This is a genomic window from Kytococcus sp. HMSC28H12 (assembly GCF_001816045.1).
GTDB lineage: Bacteria > Actinomycetota > Actinomycetes > Actinomycetales > Dermatophilaceae > Kytococcus > Kytococcus schroeteri.
In genome coordinates, this window is record NZ_KV824472.1 from 1 (window position 1) to 15998 (window position 15998).

General features: G+C 73.6%; 12 protein-coding genes and 1 pseudogene. 7 read left to right on the forward strand and 6 right to left on the reverse strand.

From position 1 onward, the window contains the following. The coding region (locus HMPREF3099_RS06580) for a diacylglycerol kinase family protein (RefSeq protein ID WP_070705255.1) at positions 1 to 1794 on the reverse strand (1794 nt) is incomplete at its 3' end. Between the two features lie 91 nt (positions 1795 to 1885). On the opposite strand from HMPREF3099_RS06580, the gene HMPREF3099_RS06585 reads away from it, so the two are divergent. Continuing rightward, positions 1886 to 2116: a hypothetical protein gene (locus HMPREF3099_RS06585; protein ID WP_070705256.1), complete on the forward strand. Its 231-nt coding sequence runs from the start codon at positions 1886 to 1888 to the stop codon at positions 2114 to 2116. 39 nt (positions 2117 to 2155) lie between these two features. Here HMPREF3099_RS06585 and HMPREF3099_RS06590 read toward each other — a convergent pair whose 3' ends face one another. The 3 genes from HMPREF3099_RS06590 to HMPREF3099_RS06600 are packed head-to-tail and all read right to left on the reverse strand — an operon-like array spanning position 2156 to position 5684. Next, complete coding sequence (locus tag HMPREF3099_RS06590; protein WP_070705257.1) at positions 2156 to 2863, reverse strand: GTP pyrophosphokinase; 708 nt, start codon at positions 2861 to 2863, stop codon at positions 2156 to 2158. A 35-nt stretch (positions 2864 to 2898) separates the two neighbouring features. Next, positions 2899 to 3990: a YihY/virulence factor BrkB family protein gene (locus HMPREF3099_RS06595; RefSeq protein WP_070705258.1), complete on the reverse strand. Its 1092-nt coding sequence runs from the start codon at positions 3988 to 3990 to the stop codon at positions 2899 to 2901. Beyond that, positions 3987 to 5684: an ABC-F family ATP-binding cassette domain-containing protein gene (locus tag HMPREF3099_RS06600; RefSeq protein WP_070705259.1), complete on the reverse strand. Its 1698-nt coding sequence runs from the start codon at positions 5682 to 5684 to the stop codon at positions 3987 to 3989. The genes HMPREF3099_RS06595 and HMPREF3099_RS06600 overlap by 4 nt, the downstream gene beginning before the upstream one ends. Positions 5685 to 5822: 138 nt before the next feature. Between HMPREF3099_RS06600 and HMPREF3099_RS06605 the strand changes: the two genes are divergently transcribed. Both HMPREF3099_RS06605 and HMPREF3099_RS06610 read left to right on the forward strand, forming a co-directional pair. Then, complete coding sequence (locus tag HMPREF3099_RS06605; RefSeq protein ID WP_070705266.1) at positions 5823 to 6305, forward strand: SRPBCC family protein; 483 nt, start codon at positions 5823 to 5825, stop codon at positions 6303 to 6305. Between the two features lie 10 nt (positions 6306 to 6315). Next, positions 6316 to 7590, forward strand: coding sequence for an MFS transporter (locus HMPREF3099_RS06610; protein ID WP_070705260.1), 1275 nt, complete (start codon positions 6316 to 6318; stop codon positions 7588 to 7590). Positions 7591 to 7594: 4 nt separating this feature from the next. Here the strand turns inward: HMPREF3099_RS06610 and HMPREF3099_RS13710 are convergent. Next, a pseudogene (locus HMPREF3099_RS13710) lies at positions 7595 to 8352 on the reverse strand (glycerate kinase); the annotation flags it as partial. Positions 8353 to 8759: 407 nt separating this feature from the next. Between HMPREF3099_RS13710 and HMPREF3099_RS06625 the strand changes: the two are divergent. Together HMPREF3099_RS06625 and HMPREF3099_RS06630 are read left to right on the forward strand one after the other, a co-directional pair. After that, a complete protein-coding gene (locus tag HMPREF3099_RS06625; protein ID WP_070705263.1) occupies positions 8760 to 10049 on the forward strand; it encodes an MFS transporter in 1290 nt (429 codons plus the stop codon). Positions 10050 to 10256: 207 nt separating this feature from the next. After that, a complete protein-coding gene (locus tag HMPREF3099_RS06630) occupies positions 10257 to 11906 on the forward strand; it encodes an ABC-F family ATP-binding cassette domain-containing protein (RefSeq protein ID WP_083323572.1) in 1650 nt (549 codons plus the stop codon). Positions 11907 to 11939: 33 nt separating this feature from the next. Here HMPREF3099_RS06630 and HMPREF3099_RS13715 read toward each other — a convergent pair whose 3' ends face one another. Continuing rightward, positions 11940 to 13364, reverse strand: a complete 1425-nt coding sequence (locus tag HMPREF3099_RS13715) for a GNAT family N-acetyltransferase (RefSeq protein ID WP_168168467.1) — start codon at positions 13362 to 13364, stop codon at positions 11940 to 11942. 55 nt (positions 13365 to 13419) lie between these two features. Between HMPREF3099_RS13715 and HMPREF3099_RS06640 the strand changes: the two genes are divergently transcribed. Together HMPREF3099_RS06640 and HMPREF3099_RS06645 are read left to right on the forward strand one after the other, a co-directional pair. After that, positions 13420 to 14142 carry a PIG-L deacetylase family protein gene (locus HMPREF3099_RS06640; protein WP_070705264.1) on the forward strand — a complete coding sequence of 241 codons (723 nt, stop codon included), beginning with the start codon at positions 13420 to 13422 and terminating at the stop codon, positions 14140 to 14142. 218 nt (positions 14143 to 14360) lie between these two features. Then, positions 14361 to 15938 carry a M4 family metallopeptidase gene (locus tag HMPREF3099_RS06645; protein WP_070705265.1) on the forward strand — a complete coding sequence of 526 codons (1578 nt, stop codon included), beginning with the start codon at positions 14361 to 14363 and terminating at the stop codon, positions 15936 to 15938. The last annotated feature ends 60 nt before the right edge of the window (positions 15939 to 15998 follow it).

Here is a 15998-nt window from a genome sequence, read left to right on the forward strand (position 1 = left end):
CGCGACGGCGGCCTCCACGCGCTGCACCGCCGCGGTGTCGATGAGGCCGAGCTGCCCGGCCACCCGCGCGGCCTGGGCCCAGTCGTCCACGGGGTGCACTCCCGCGGCCCGCCAGCGCTCGCGGGTGGCCTCGTCCACCTCGGTGACGCAGTGGATGAAGGCCGCCGTGAGGTGATCCGGCCAGCGGCGGCGCACCTCGAGGGCCACCTCGGCATCGGCCTGGCCGGAGTCGCCGAGGAAGACCTGCCGACACTCGGGGAACAGCGCGGCATCGCGGCGCATGTTGCGCACCTTGCCGTCGCGCATCCGTCCCCGGTCCACGAGCCCGCGGACGGTCCCGGTGAGGATGGTGTGCGCCGGCAGCCCCAGCCCGGTGAAGCCCTTGGCCGAGTAGCGCTCCAGCAGGTCGCGCGGACCGGCGGGACGGGCGGTGACGAAGGTCAGGTCGCCCGGGCGGGAGGCGTCGCCCGCGGCGTCGGAGCGGTCCAGGGCCACGAGCAGTTCCACCACGCCCGGGTAGACGGTGCCCCGGTCGTACCGGCGGTCGTGGAGGTTGGCCTTGAAGGTGTCGTCGATGTCGCTGAGCACCCGCAGCTCGTCGTGCGGCACCGCCTGGGCAGCGATGTGGTCGAGCACCCGGCGCCGCTGCCCGGCATCGAGCACGTCGTAGACGAAGTGCTCCAGGTCGTGCCCGTCGCCGCCGGAGTTGAGCAGGTACTTGACCTCCTGGAAGTGCTCGCCCTGGAGGGCCAGCAGGGCGGAGGTCACCGCCTCGCGCTCGGCCGGGGTGATGCCACCCTCGCGCAGGGAGCGGATGACCGCGACAACCCCGGCGGGGGTGGCGCTGGTGAGCACGTGCGGGTCGAGCGCGGGGCTGGAGTCGCGCGCCGGGTGGGGGCGGGCCACCCACAGGGCAGCGGGCTCCACCGAGCAGGTGAGCTCCCACACCTCGCCCAGCGGGTCGCCGTCGAGGTGGGCCGGGGCGGGGGAGTCGGGGCGCAGCGTGGCGGTCGCCGTGGAGTGCCGGCGGATGCCGGGCAGGCGCGGCACCTGCGGCAGCACCCCCGCCAGGGCCACGGTGAGCCACTCCACGAGCGGGTCGGGGTCCACCACGACCACCTGGAGCAGGCCGTCGTCCATGCGGGCCGAGGAGACGCCGAGCCCCCACGGGATGGCCCCGGAGTTGGTGACCAGCACGCTCCACGGTTCCCCTTCCTCGCCGTCCACGGTGACCGGCCAGCCGGGGTCGGCGGCCCGCGCCAGGGCCGGGCGCACGTAGGCCCGCCACCCGTGGCGCTCCTTGTCGGCACTCTCCACGTCCTGGATGATCGCGGCGTCGTGACCCATGCCGGCGGTCACCAGGAAGGTGCCGCGCTGCAGCCCCTCGGTGCCGCGCCAGGTGGCGCGCCCGACGTCGATGTGGTCGCCGGCGGTGGTGACCGCGGCCGTCACCGCGTGGCGCAGGCCCTTGCGGGTCAGCTGGGCCAAGCCGAGGTTGCGGGCGGCCAGGTTGGCGGTGCCGGTGGGCACGATGCCCAGGACGCACTCGGTGCCCGCCAGCGCGTCGGCCACCTGCCGCACCGTGCCGTCGCCTCCCACCACGACCACGCGCGTGGCCCCGGCTGCGAGCGCCTCCCGGGCCTGCTCGGCGCCGGGGGAGTCGGGGGTGGTGGACAGCACGAGCGGCGCGGGCCACCCGAGTTCGGCCACCACCTCGCGCGTGGCCCGGACGGCGGGAGAGGACAGGGCGTGCACGGGATTGACGACCACGGCCAGCTGCGGGGACGTGTCCATGCCGGGGAGCCTAGTGCGATTCTGGGTGCGCGGAATCGCGTCGTGGGGCAAGATGGGGACGCTGAAGTTCACGCCGACGAAGGGACCCCCCATGGCCTCCAAGGAGATCGAGTTCATCAAGAGCGTGGACCGGCTGCATGCCTTCTACACGGAGAACGTGCGCATGCTGGCCAACGCCTACGAGCTGCCGGTGGAGGACGCCGCCCAGCTGCTGGCCCGGTACGAGTTCCACAACGTCTCGCGCGCCATCCTGCACCCGCCGCGGGTGGAGAACCCGGTGGAGCAGCTCGAGCGCGAGCTGGACGAGCGCCGGGAGGACTGAGCCCGCGCCGGCGTGCCCCGCCCCGGGGCGCGCCGGCCCTCAGGCCGGGGGAGCCAGCGAGCGCACGCTCTGGCGCACCCCGGACATCTGGCGGTCGAGCTCCCACGCGGTGGCCGCCGAGGCCAGCAGGGTGTCGGCCACCTCCAGCGGCAGCCCGCCGGCGTACTTGTAGCGGATCTCGTGCTCCACGCTGGCCCAGAAGTCCATGGCGATGGTGCGGATCTGGATCTCCACGGGCACCTCCAGCGTCTCCTCGGAGAGGAACACCGGAACGCTCACGATGAGGTGCAGCGACCGGTAGCCGTTGGGCTTGGGGTGGGAGATGTAGTCCTTGGTCTCCAGCACCGTCAGGTCCGGCTGGCCCATGAGCATCTCGGCCAGGCGGAAGGTGTCCTCGATGTACGGGCAGGTCACGCGCACGCCGGCGATGTCGCGGATCTCCCGGGCCACCACGTCCAGGTCCGGACCGGTGCCCAAGCGGTTCATCTTGTGGAGGATGGAGTCGAAGGACTTCACCCGGTGCTTCACGTGCTCGATGGGGCCGCGCTGCCCGCGGGCCTCGGCCTCCTCGCGCAGGATGTCGATCTTGGTGAGCACCTCGTCGAGCGCGAACTTGTAGCGCAGCCGGAAGTCCGACAGGCGGGTCCCGATGCTGCGCGCCACCTCGTCGGGGTCGCGGGTCTCGACGTCGTCACCGGCCAGGGCCATGACGAGGTCGATCGAGGTCATCGGCACGTCGTGGGGCATGTCCCGGACGGTAGACCTGACGGCTGGGAAATTCATCAACCCGGAGTCGGGTCGTGGCCCGGGGCGTGGGCACCGGCCCGGTGGTCCGGCCACGCGTCCCGGGGCGCGAGCACGGCTCCGGTCACCCGGTGGTGGGGCCACAGCAGCGTGTGCGGGGCGGCCAGGGTGACGTAGTTGGGCACCTCGGCGGCGTGCACCTCCTCGCCCTCCAGCGCGCGGGGTGCCGGCGGGTCGGCCGTCCACGCCGCGCTGAACAGGGCCCACCGCACGGCGAGGTTGATCCACACCACCAGGGTCACCAGGCCGGCGAACGAGGCCACCAGCGGGTTGTCCCACGCCCCGATGACGGACGTGCCGGCCAGGCGCAGCACGCCCCACCCGAGCGCACCGAGCAGCGCACCCCGCCACCGCTGCGGCCACGGGGTGCGCACCTTGGCCGCCACCCGCACGAGCAGTCCGATGGTGAGCGCGTCCACCAGGGCGGCCGCCGCGAGCGCGGCCCCGCGCACGAGCCACTCGGCCTCGGCCTCCAGCCGCACCAGGTCCAGGGCCTGGCGCGTGGCCCAGGTCGCGCCCCACGAGAGCAGTGCGGTGAGCACCACGGAGGTGCCCAGCAGCAGCATCCCCACGAGGTCCCAGAGCTTGGCCCGCACGGGGTGCAGCGGCAGCGAGCCCAGACCGAACATCGCGCGCAGCGAGAGGCGCAGGTCCGTCATCGCGTTGGTGGCCGTCCACAGCAGCACCGGGAGGGTCACCAGGGTGGCCAGGGTGAGACCGCCGTGGAGGGCCAGGTCCCCGGTGGAGACCAGGCCGGACTGTCCCTCGTCGCCGAGCAGTCCGGGAAAGCTGTCGTTCACCGCGCCCACGAGGGCGTCCATGAGCCGTGGGTGGCGCCCCAGCAGCAGGCGGAAGACCGTGACGCCCAGGGTCAACGCGGCCACCAGCGAGATCATGGCCGAGAGCGTCACACCCCCGGCGTACACGTTGCCGTGCGCCAGCAGGTAGCGGCGGGCCGCTCGGACCAGCCGGGTGCGGGCCAGCGTGGCCAGCACCCGGCGGCCACCCCGTCGAGCCCGCCGGTCCCGCGGCGGCGGGTCGGCGTGGTCGGCGGCGGAGGCGGGCGTCACGGGGTCAAGTCAAGCACCCGGCCGTCCCAGTTCTCGCGCAGCCAGCGGTCGTGGGTGGCGATCACCACGGCACCGGGATAGTCCACCAGCGCCTCCTCCAGCTCCGTGGCCAGCCGCAGGGACAGGTGATTGGTGGGCTCGTCGAGCAACAGGACCTCCGGCGGGCTGGCCAGGGCGACGGCCAGGTCCAGGCGTCGGCGCTGCCCCACGCTCAAGCGGCTCACGGGGCGGTCCAGGTCGCGCCCGGCCAGCAGGCCCGTGGCCGCCAGGGGCACCTCCTGCGCCACCCGGTCGCCGACGGCCAGCCGGTAGGCCTCGCGGACCGTCGGGTCGCCGTCGGGCAGGCGCGGTTCCTGGGTGAGCAGGCCGGTGGTGAGCCGCGGCGCACGGGTGACGCTCCCCGCATCGGGCCGCAGCGGGCCGGCCAGCACGGCGAGCAGGGTGGACTTGCCGCTGCCGTTGGGGCCGGTGACCAGCAGGCGGTCGGTGGCGGTCAGCGAGACCGAGGTGGGCGCCAGGCGTCCGGTGACGGCCACGCCCGATGCGGTGAGCACCGGCCCCGGGGGCACGCTCGCCCGGGACAGCCCGTCCAGGGCACGGAAGGTGAGGGTGGCCGGGGGCTTGCGCACCTGCTCCTCGCGGAGTCGCTCCAGCGCCGTGCGGGCGTCGTTGACTCGCCGGGCCACCACCTTGGCGTTGCGGTCGGCGTAGAACTTCTTGGCAACCCGTGCCTCCGTGCGCGGTCCCCGCTCGGGGCGGCCGACGGTGTGGTCGTCTCGCTCGCGCTGTTCCAGCCGGCGGATCTCCGCCTGCTCGTCGCGGAAGCGGGTCTCCCACTCGGCCCGCGTGCGCCGCTGCCAGGTGAGGTACTCACCCCATCGACCCGTGAACCGGGTGACGCCGTGGCCGGAACCGGGGGAGTCGTGGTCGGTCGCCACGTCCGCGTACGGCAGGGGAGAGGGGTCGAGGTCGTACAGCACGTCGGCCACCTGGTCGGTGAAGGTGCGGTCGTGGCTCGCGAGGAGGACCGGCCCCTTCCACGCTGTCAGTAGGTCGGTGAGCAGGCCCGCGGCGGCGTCGTCCAGGTGGTTGGTGGGCTCGTCCAGCAGCAGGGTGTGCGGCGAGCGCAGCAGGAACCACGTCAGGGACAGGCGCGAGACCTGGCCGCCGGACAGCTCGTCCGCGCGGCGGGAGCGGTGGATGCGGGAGATGCCCAGACCCTCGACCACCCGGTCGGTGCGGTGGTCGATCTCCCAGGCGTCGGCGTGCTCGGCCCGGGCCAGGGCATCGGCCAGGCGCTCGGTCGCCCCGGGTACGTCGGCGGCGACTTCCTGCCCGGCGCGCTCCACCTCATCGATGAGGGCACGGACCGGGGCCGTGGCCCGCTGGAGCACCTGCTCGACGGTCAGGTGCAGGTCGAACGGTGGCTCCTGGTGGTGCAGGCCCACCGTCCCGGTGCGGTGGACGGTCCCCGCATCGGGCTCGTCGAGGCCCGCGGCGAGGCGCAGGAGGGTGGACTTGCCGGACCCGTTCTCCCCGATGAGGACGGCCACCTGACCGGCGGGGATCGTCAGGGAGACATCGGTGAGCACGCGGCGGTCGGGGAAGGTGCGGGAGATGCCGTCCAGACGCAGGTGGTCCGATGCCGTGTGGCCGGCGGACGTGGTGGGGTCCGTGGGGTGAGGGTGGTTCATGGGGCCTTCCGAGGGCAGCGTCGTTCCTCGCGGGGCGCATGCCGCGTCACGAGGGAGGGCGTCAGCTCAGGAGTCCATGGCGTCACCCTGACAGCCGTGGGCGTGGACCGCAACGGGTTTGTCTGGGACCGTTGCTCCATGAGCGATGACCGTGAGGTGATGTCCGCCTCCCGCCGGATGCCCGTGGAGGCCGCCGCGGTGTGGGCCGTGCTGAGCGACCCGGCCCGGCACCAGGACACCGAGCCGACCAACTGGGTGCGGGACGCCATCGAGCCCGAGCCCCTGACGCGCGTGGGCCAGGTGTTCGGCATGAACATGGCCTTCCCGCAGAACGGCGAGCCGTACGTCATGCACAACCGGGTGATCGCGCTGGAGCCCGAGCGCGTCATCGCGTGGGCGCCGGGGATGCTGCGAGACGGGCACCTATCCGAGGACACGTGGTGGACCTGGCGGTACGAGCTGGAGCCGGTGGACCAGGCCGGCGGGTTGGCCACCGAGGTCACGCTGACCTACGACTGGACCGACACCCCGGACTGGTTCCGCGAGGAGGTGCCGCTGCCCGCCTTCGGGGTGGACTACCTGGCGGAGTCGCTGGCATCGCTGGAGGAGGCCGCCTCGTAAGGTTCGCTCCATGTGCACCCCCACCATCGGATCCCGGCGCCGTCTTCCCGTGGGTCCGGTGGTGGCAATCGTGGCCGTGGCCACCGTGGCGCTCATGCTGCGGCCCGCGGCCACCTCGTTGGGCCCGCTGCTGCCGGACATCTCCGCCGACCTCGGCGGGGGCGGGCTCGGTGCCGGAGTGCTGACCGCGCTGCCGCCCTTCATCTTCGGCGTGCTGGGGCTGGCGGCGGTCCCCATTGGCCGCCGGCTGGGGCTGAGCGGTGCCATCGTGGCGGCGCTGGGGATCTCCGTGGCGGGCCTGGCGCTGCGACCGGTGGTCGGCTCGATGGGGATCTTCCTCGCCCTGAGCGTCCTGGCCCTGGTGGGCGGGGCGCTGGGCAACGTGCTCGTGCCGGCGTGGGTGAAGCGGCACAGCTCGGGCACCCAGCAGCGGCAGCTGATGGCGGTCTACGTGGCCGTGTTGTCGATCGGCGGCTCGGCCGGCGCGATGCTGGCCATCCCACTCACCGGGTTGCCGGGTGCGTCGGTGCTGCCCCGCATCGGTCACGGACCCGACCCCTCCGGCGGCGACTGGCGGATCTCGGTGCTGGCCTGGGCGGTGATCGCCCTGGTGCCCCTGGCGATGTGGGCGGTGGTCGTCCGGCGGACCGGCCACGACTTCCCGCGGAACGCCCTGGCCGAGCAGGCCTCCCACGTGAGCATCTGGCGTTCGCCGACGGCCGTGGCGCTCACGGCGATGTTCGCCCTGCAGTCCACCAACGCCTACACCCAGTTCGGCTGGCTGCCGCGCATCTACACCGAGGGTGGCGTCTCGGCCGGGATGGGCGGCTTCTACACCGCGCTCATCGCCGCCTGCGGCGTGCTGGGCGGGTGGATCATGCCCGGCCTCATCGAGACGGTGTCCTCGCTGCGCACGCTGGCGGTGATCTGCGGTGGGCTGACCACCATCGGGTACCTGGGGCTGCTCGTGGCGCCGCACTCGCTGGCCCTGGTGTGGGCGCTGGTGCTGGGCCTCGGCGGTTTCGCCTTCCCGATGGTGATCGCGCTGCTGCCGGCCCGGACCGCCGACCCGCTGATCACGGCGCGGCTCTCGGGCATCGTGCAACCGGTGGGCTACATCTTCGCGGCGGTGGGGCCGCTGGCGGTGGGGGCGATCGTGGCCGCGACCGGCAGCGTGACGATCGTGCTGTGGCTGATGGCGCTCTCCGGCGTGCTGCTGGCCCTTGCCGGATGGCGCGGTGCGGCCGAGGTCCTGGTGGACGACGAACTGGCCGCCGCGCGCTGAGCGGTCAGCCGGCGCTGAGCTGCCGCCCCAGGTCCTCCCCGATGCGGTGGAGCAGCGGTGCGGGATCGGCCAGGCACCGCGCGGGGTCGGGTTCGAGCTCCTGCAGGGTGGCCACGCCGGTGAACCCCGCCGCTCGGGCCTCGGCCTCGCTGAGCTCTGTGGTGCCGCACACGGCCACCACGGGAATACCCGCCCGGCGCGCCCGTTCCAGCACCCCGGCGGGTGCCTTGCCGGAGAGGGTCTGACCGTCCAGGCGACCCTCGCCCGTCACCACCAGGTCGGCGGTGGACAGGTTCGCATCCAGCCCCGCGAGGTCCAGCAGCATGTCCACACCGGAGACCCGTTCAGCGCCCGGGGCCATCAACGCCAGACCCACGTCTCCGGCCGCCCCGCACCGGGTGACTCGACCAGCCCGGGCGGGCACCCCGCCTCGACCAGGAGACCTGACCACCGTGTCAGGGCGGCCTGGATGCGGTCGACCGTCACCGCATCGGCGCCCTTCTGCGGTCCGTACGTGGCGGCGGCGCCGTGGGGGCCGAGCAGGGGATTGGTGGCGTCGGCCGCCAGGGTGAGGCGGATGCCGGTGAGGCGCTCGCGGACGGGCGTCAGGTCGAGGCGGGCGGCGCGTTCCAGGCCGGGGACGCCGGGCGGGACGGGCTGACCGTCCGCGTCGAGCACATGGGCGCCCAGGGCGGTGAGCAGGCCGAGTCCGCCGTCGGAGCAGGCGGACCCACCCACGCCGACGATGAGGTGACGGTTCCCCGCATCGAGGGCGGCGGAGACGAGCTCGCCGGTCCCGGTGCTGGTGGCGGTGAGGGCGCGGGTGGGGGCGGTCGAGGGCGGTGATGCGCACGGTCAGCCGGAACCACAGGCCGAGGTGGCGGGCACGCCAGGTCACCTGGTCGCCGAGGTCGAGGATCCTGGAGGTCACCCCCGCGATGGCCATCTCTCCCGAGCTGCGCATGGAGCCCACGTGCTCGCCGACGTCCAGAGACAGCTCGAAGAGCTGCGCGGGACTGTGCCGGGTGTCGGTCACGACCTGGAAGGTGCTTGCCACAGGCGCATGCTGCCGGCGGCGCGTGGGGTCACTTCCCCGTGGGGCAGGATGACCGGCGGCCGACCGAAGGAGCACCACTGTGACCGCACCCACAGCTGTTCAAGGCCCTGCTGTGTCCACGCCGGAACAACGGGACGCCATCCAGACCCGCACCCTGCGGGTGGTGGTGCTCAGCCAGGTGCTCGGTGGCGCGGGACTGGCGGCCGGCGCGACCGTCGGTGCCCTGCTGGCCGAGGAGATGCTCGGCTCCCAGGGGCTGGCCGGCATCCCGGTGGCGATCGTGACCCTGGGGTCAGCGCTCGCGGCCTACCTGGTGGGCCGGGTGACCCAGGGCAGGGGTCGACGCATGGGCCTCGGGGTCGGCTTCGCGGTCGGTGGTGTGGGTGCCGCGGGCGTGGTCCTCGCGGCCGTGCTGGGCCAGGTGTGGCTGCTGTTCCTCGCTCTGTTCGTCTACGGGGCCGGCACAGCCACCAACCTGCAGGCCCGCTACGCCGGCACGGACCTGGCCACGCCGCAGCGCCGCGCGACCGCGGTGAGCATGGCCATGGTGTCCACCACGGTCGGCGCCGTCGCCGGACCGAACCTGGTGGAACCGCTGGGCCGACTGGCCGGAGCCTGGGGGATTCCGTCGCTGGCGGGTCCGTTCATGCTGGCCTCGGTCGCCTACCTGGCGGCGGGCGCCGTCCTGCTGGTCATGCTGCGACCGGACCCCTTCCTGCTGGCCAAGACGCTGGCCGGAACGGATGCCGATCCGGACCCCGCGGCCCACGAACCAGACACACGCGGGGCTGCCACGGCACCGGTCACCGCCAGCACCTCTCTGCCCCCGGCACGTCCGACCGCCTGGGTGGGCGCCGGCGTCATGGTGATGACCCAGGTGGTGATGGTCGCGATCATGACCATGACCCCGGTCCACATGCGGGCCCACCACCACGACCTGGGTGACGTGGGGCTGGTCATCAGCCTCCACATCGCCGCCATGTACCTGCCCTCCTTGGTGACCGGCGCCCTCATCGACCGCGTCGGGCGCCTGCCCATGGCCGCCGCAGCCGGCGCCACGCTCCTGGCCGCCGGGGTGGTGGCCGCCCTGGCCCCGGGCGAGTCGATGGGGTGGATCGTCCTGGCCCTGGTACTGCTGGGCCTGGGCTGGAACCTGGGCCTCATCTCCGGCACGGCCCTGGTGGTGGACGGCACCGTCCCGGCCAACCGCGCCCGGACGCAGGGCACCATCGACGTCCTCATCGCCTTGGCCGGTGCCGCTGGAGGTGCCTTCTCCGGCATGGTCGTGGCTGCCAGCAGCTTCGCGGGCCTGTCCTGGCTCGGCGCGGTGCTGGGCCTGGCCGTGGTCCCGCTGCTGTGGGTGGCCGCCCGTGACCGTCGCGCCACCGCCGCGGCCTCCTGAGCGACGCGGCACCCCGGTGCGACGCAGGAAACTCGCTGCACTGCCCGGCCCACGCGCCTACGATGGGTGCATGACCGCATCGATGAGGCTCCGCACCCGCCGCTGACGGCGGCGGAGTCGACCCTTCTTCCTCTGCACGCCGTCACGGTCCCCGCCGGGCGGTCCTGTCAGTGCTGCCCGGCTCCCTGACGAGTCGAAGAGAGCACCATGCAGAACATCGATCACCGCGCCTCATCCACCCCTGACACGCCCTCCTCCGCGCCCTCCCAGCCAGACGTCCCGGCGGGTGCCGGCGCCCACATCCGCGCCGAGGGCATCCACGTCACCCTGGGGCACCGCACCCTCCTGACCGACGTCGACGTCAGCGTGACCGCCGGGTCCCGGCTGGCCATCGTCGGCGAGAACGGACGGGGTAAAACCACCCTGCTCCACGTCCTGGCCGGCACCCTCGAGCCCGATGCGGGGCAGCTGAGCCGGGTGGGCACCCTCACCCTGGTGGAGCAGGACCTGGCCTCCCGTGCGGGGGAGACCGTCGGCTCCCTGGTGCGTCACGCCATCGCCCCCTCGTTGGACGCGCTGTCACGGCTCGATGGGGCTACGCAGGCCCTTGCGGAGGAACGCGCAGGGGCGGACGAGGAGTACGCAGCCGCCCTGGACCGGGCCACGGTGCTCGACGCCTGGGATGCCGAGCGCCGCATTGACGTTGCCCTCGCCGGTCTGGATGCCTGCACCGACCGCGAACGCGCCCTGGCCAGGCTGTCGGTGGGCCAGCGGTACCGCGTCCGGTTGGCCTGCGCGCTGGGCGGGAACTCCGACCTTTTGCTGCTGGACGAGCCCACCAACCACCTCGACGCCACCAGCCTGGCCTTCCTCACTGACCGCCTGCGCGAGCACCGCGGGGGATGGGCCGTGGTCAGCCACGACCGCGCGCTTTTGCACGACGTGGCCACCTCCTTCCTGGACCTCGACCCGAGCTCGAACGGCCGGCCACGCCTGTACGCGGGAGGTCACGAGGCCTGGGTGGAGGGCCGCCGCCGGGACCGCGCCCGCTGGGAGCAGGAGTACGCCGAGCAGACCGAGGAACGCGCCCAGCTGGAACAGGCTGCCGAGGAGGCACGCGGCCGCCTCCGCACTGGGTGGCGGCCGGACAAGGGCACCGGCAAGCACCAGCGGGCCACCCGGGCTGCGGGTGCGGTGCAGGCGTTCAACCGGCGGCAGGAGGCCCTGGAGGCGTACGCCCTGACGGTGCCGCCACCCCCGGCCGAGCGGCGGTTCCCCGAACTCCCCGGAGCGGGCGCGCGCGTCCTGCTGGACTGCGATGAGGTGGCCGTGACCGGGCGGTTGGTGCCCACCACCCTCACCGTGGGTGGTGGTGACCACCTTGTGGTCACCGGGGCCAACGGTGCGGGCAAGTCGACCCTGCTGCGACTCCTGGCCGGGACGCTGGAGCCCACCGGCGGGACGGTCCACCGGCACCCCTCCGGCCGGGTGGTGCTGCTCTCGCAGGAGGTGCCGGACTGGCCACAGGAGATGACCGCGCAGCACCTCATCGACAGGACCCTGGCCGAACAGCGCGGCCGCCACGCCGCACCCTCCGGCCTCGTGGACGCCGACCTCCTGCGCACCCCCGTGGGGCGTCTCTCCCCGGGGCAGCAGCGGCGCCTGCACCTGCACTTGGTGCTGGCGCAGCGCCCGGACCTCCTGCTCCTGGACGAGCCCACCAACCACCTCTCGGCCGGGGTGGTGGACGACCTGACCAAGTGGATGCAGGGCACCGCGGCCGCCGTCGTGGTCGCGACCCACGACCGCCAGTTGTTGCGGGACATCTCGTCCTGGCCACGGCACCACCTGGGGTAGGCCAGCCCCGGCCTCACCGGCCCCGCATGAGCCTCAGCCCTGGCGGCGCAGCACGCTCACCGCGAACTCGGCCTCGGGCGTCCACGGGCGCAGGTCCCAGGTGCTGAAGCGGTGCTCCAGCGTGAGGCCCGCCGGGGCCAGCAGCGCGTCCAGCGCGGCGGTGTCGAAACCGGTGGTGGTGCGGCAGCCCACCACCACGAAGCCGTCGGGCACCAGGTGCGCGGCCACCCGCTGCAGCACCGCACCACGAGCCGCGGGCGCCACGAAGTCCAGCACGTTGCCGGCCATGAGGGCCCCGTCGAACGGCTCCGGCTGCCCGTGGGCGGCGAGGTCCAGCGTGGCCAGGTCGGCCACCAACCAGGTGCCGTCGGGGTGGTCCTCGCGGGCCGCGGCCACGAGCGCGGGGTCCACGTCCACCCCCACGGCGTCGAAACCCAGCCCCAGAAGGTGGCCGGCGTGCCGCCCGGGGCCGCACCCGGCATCCAGGAGGCGGGCACCGCGCGGCGCCAGGACGTCCACCAGGCGCGTCTCGCCCTGCACGTCCTGCCCGCTGGCGGCCAGCGAGCGCATGCGCTCGGTGTACCAGGCGGAGTGGTCGGGGTCGGTGAGTCCCGGCCAGGTGGTGGTGCCGCCGACCACCTCGCCGGGGCGGGTGTCGGTGCGCGGCTCGACCGCCGCGCGGTACATGCCGTGGCCGCGGGGCCCGGGCGTGAAGCCGGCCGCGCGGTAGAGCCGCCCGGCGTCGGAGTCCGCGTCGGCCACGATCACCAGCTCGCGGGCGCCGCGCTCCCACGCCCACTCGGCCGCGACCGTGAGCAGGTGGCGCGCCAGACCCCGCCGACGGTGGGCCGGAGCGGTGAGCACCGACTGGTACCGCGCCGTCACGGGCTCGCCCTGGAGCACCACCGCCCCCAACGAGGCCGCGAGCTCGCCCTGCGCGGTGAAGGCCCCCACCCAGTGGGCACGCCCCTCGTCCACGAGACGGCGCCGGGCGGCCACCTGCCCGGCCATGAACGTGGCGTACTCATCGGCCGGGTACTCACCCGTGGCGGCGTTCTCCGCGAGCTCCTGCGCCAGGCGCTGCTCCCAGGCGGCGTCGTCGAGCGGGCGCACCGTGAAGCCGGTGGGCACCGGGGTGGGGGAGGGGGTCGACGTGGCGGTGAGGGTCTCCACCACGTCGGGCTCCAGCCCCGTGCCGGCCCAGGCCGTCGGGTCGGGCTCGCGCGGCAGGCCGATGGCACGGTGCGTCGCCTGGGGGAACTCCGCCTCGAACACCGCCACCCAGCGGGCGGCGTCGTCCGGGTCCCCGGAGGTCACCTGGACGGCGTTGCCCCAGTGGTACTCCGGGTTGGCGGGGGTGCGCACCACGAGGTGGTCCCCGGCATCGGTCACGACCGAGCCGGACAGGGCGTCGACCTGCAGGTCGGTGCGGGTGGAGGGCGGCAGCTGGCGGAACACCGCGCCAGCGTAGCCAGCGGTTCCGCCGTGGCCGACGCGGTGCCACAGTGGGCGCATGAGCGGACTGCAGCCCTTCGCCCCCGACGGCCTCGAACGCGCACTGTGCGTGGTGGCCCACCCCGACGACATGGAGTACGGCGCATCGGCGGCGGTCTCGCACTGGACCTCCCGGGGTGTCGACGTGTCCTACCTGCTGCTCACCCACGGGGAGGCGGGCATGCCGCAGGAGCCCAACACGGTGCGCCGCATCCGGTCGGAGGAGCAGCGCAGCGCCTGCCGCCAGGTGGGCGTGGGGGACCTGCGCATCCTCGACCACCCCGACGGCGTGCTCGAGCCCACCCTGGCGCTGCGGCGCGACATCGCCCGGGTCATCCGCCAGGTGCGCCCGCAGCTGGTCATGACCACGACCTGGGCGGACGTGGCGCCGTGGGGCCTCAACCAGGCCGACCACCGCGTCGCCGGGCTGACCGCGGTCGATGCCGTGGCCGCGGCGGGCAACCGGTGGATCTTCCCCGAGCTCGTGGACGAGGAGGGCCTCGACCCGTGGAGCACCCGCTGGGTGGTGGTGACCGGCGCGGCCGAGCCGGACCACGTCATCGCGCTGGAGCCGCAGGACGCCGAGCGGGCCGTGGCCTCCCTGCAGCAGCACGCCGCCTACCTCGAGGCCCTGCCGGACCACCCGGACCCGGCCGAGTTCATCCCCGCGATGCTGCGTGGCGGCGGGGAGGGCACCGACCACGGGCTCGGCCTGCCGGTGCGCGTCTTCGACCTCGGGTGAGGGCCGGCGACGGTCAACTCCGGCCGTCGTCCACCACTGCCGTCCCGGGCTCGCCCCCACGAACGGTCAAGAGTTCTTCGGCCACGGACCACGGCTCGGTCAACAGGGTTGTCCCAGGTCACACCAGCGGGTGAGCGTGTGGGCACCGCGACGGGAGAGGCCGCCGCACGACACACGACCGGGGAACGCCACGCGGCGGCCCTGACCAAGGAGGCACCATGTTCCGCACCGTCCGAAGCAGCTCGCTGGGGGTCGCTGCCGCCATCGCCACCGCCGGCATGGTGCTGCCGACCGCGCACGCCCTGCCGCTGGCCGACGGCACCGCGGCCGCCCAGCCCTCCGTGGCCCAGCAGCTGGGCGCCGGCTCCGACGAGGGTCTGGTGAAGAAGGGCAGCGTCACCGACGCCAACGGCTTCGAGCACGTCCGCTACGACCGCACCTACAAGGGCCTGCGCGTCATCGGCGGCGACATGGTGGTGGCCGTGGACGGCCAGGGCCAGGTCAAGGACACCCACAAGGCCTCCGCCGAGGTCGCCGTGGCCAGCACCACCCCCAAGCTCTCCAAGGCCGCCGCCCTCTCCAAGGGCAAGGCCGCCTCCACCGCGGCCACCGAGAACGCCAGCAAGGGCGAGCTGGTGGTCTGGGCCCACGGCGACGAGCCGCGTCTGGCCTACGAGGTGACCACCACCGGCGTCCGCGCCGACCAGACCCCCTCGCGCGTGAAGTCCTACGTCGATGCCGAGACCGGCGAGGTGCTGGGCTCCTGGGACGAGATCAAGCACGTGGAGGGCACCGGCAAGGGCATCTACGTGGGTGACGTGAAGATGGAGACCGCGGGCTCCGACGGCGCCTTCACCATGGAGGACGAGAAGGGCCACCAGACCATCGACATGGGCAACTCCGAGTCCGGTGGCGAGGTGCTCACCGACGAGGACAACGCCTGGGGCGACGGCACCATGAAGGACCCGGCCTCGGCCGCCGTGGACGCCCACTTCGGCGCCCAGTCCACCTACAACTACTTCGAGGCCGTGCACAAGCGTGCCGGCATCTGGGACGACGGCAAGGGCGCCACGAGCCGCGTGCACTACGGCGACAACTACGTCAACGCCTTCTGGGACGGCCAGCAGATGACCTATGGCGACGGCGAGGGCAACCAGAACCCGCTGGTGGCCCTGGACGTGGCGGCCCACGAGATGAGCCACGGCGTCACCGAGGCCACGGCCAACCTCGTCTACAGCGGCGAGTCCGGTGGGCTGAACGAGGCGACCTCGGACATCTTCGGCACCGCCGTGGAGTTCCACGCCCAGAACGCGCAGGACAAGGGCGACTACCTCATCGGCGAGCAGATCGACATCAACGGCGACGGCACCCCGCTGCGCTACATGGACGACCCGCAGAAGGACGGCTCCTCGCCCAGCTGCTACTCGGCCGAGATCGACTCCATGGACCCGCACCAGGGCTCCGGCCCGCTGAACCACTGGTTCTTCCTGGCCTCCGAGGGCTCGGGCGCCAAGGAGATCGACGGTGTGAAGTACGACTCGCCCACCTGCGACGGCTCGACCGTCGAGGGCGGGGGCCGCGAGGCGATGGAGAAGATCTGGTACACCACGCTCTCCACCAAGCTGACCTCGTCCTCCGGCTACGCCGAGGCCCGTGAGGGCGTCATCGAGTCGGCCATCGAGCTGTTCGGCGCCGACTCGGCCGAGTGCAAGGCCGCCGAGGCCGCCATGACGGCCATCGACGTGCCGGCCGGCACCGCCAAGTGCTCCGGCTCCACCGCGCTGACCCGCGACTGACCGCCGGCCGCACGGCATCTTCTTCTGGGGAGGGCGCCCCGCACCAGCTGGTGCGGGGCG

Excerpts from the sequence above, each read along its gene's own strand:
- HMPREF3099_RS06585 (WP_070705256.1), top strand. The coding sequence starts at position 1,886 with ATGGCCTCCAAGGAGATCGAGTTCATCAAGAGCGTGGACCGGCTGCAT.
- HMPREF3099_RS06590 (WP_070705257.1), bottom strand. The coding sequence starts at position 2,863 with ATGCCCCACGACGTGCCGATGACCTCGATCGACCTCGTCATGGCCCTG.
- HMPREF3099_RS06600 (WP_070705259.1), bottom strand. The coding sequence starts at position 5,684 with ATGAACCACCCTCACCCCACGGACCCCACCACGTCCGCCGGCCACACG.
- HMPREF3099_RS06605 (WP_070705266.1), top strand. The coding sequence starts at position 5,823 with ATGAGCGATGACCGTGAGGTGATGTCCGCCTCCCGCCGGATGCCCGTG.
- HMPREF3099_RS06610 (WP_070705260.1), top strand. The coding sequence starts at position 6,316 with ATGTGCACCCCCACCATCGGATCCCGGCGCCGTCTTCCCGTGGGTCCG.
- HMPREF3099_RS06630 (WP_083323572.1), top strand. The coding sequence starts at position 10,257 with ATGCAGAACATCGATCACCGCGCCTCATCCACCCCTGACACGCCCTCC.
- HMPREF3099_RS06640 (WP_070705264.1), top strand. The coding sequence starts at position 13,420 with ATGAGCGGACTGCAGCCCTTCGCCCCCGACGGCCTCGAACGCGCACTG.
- HMPREF3099_RS06645 (WP_070705265.1), top strand. The coding sequence starts at position 14,361 with ATGTTCCGCACCGTCCGAAGCAGCTCGCTGGGGGTCGCTGCCGCCATC.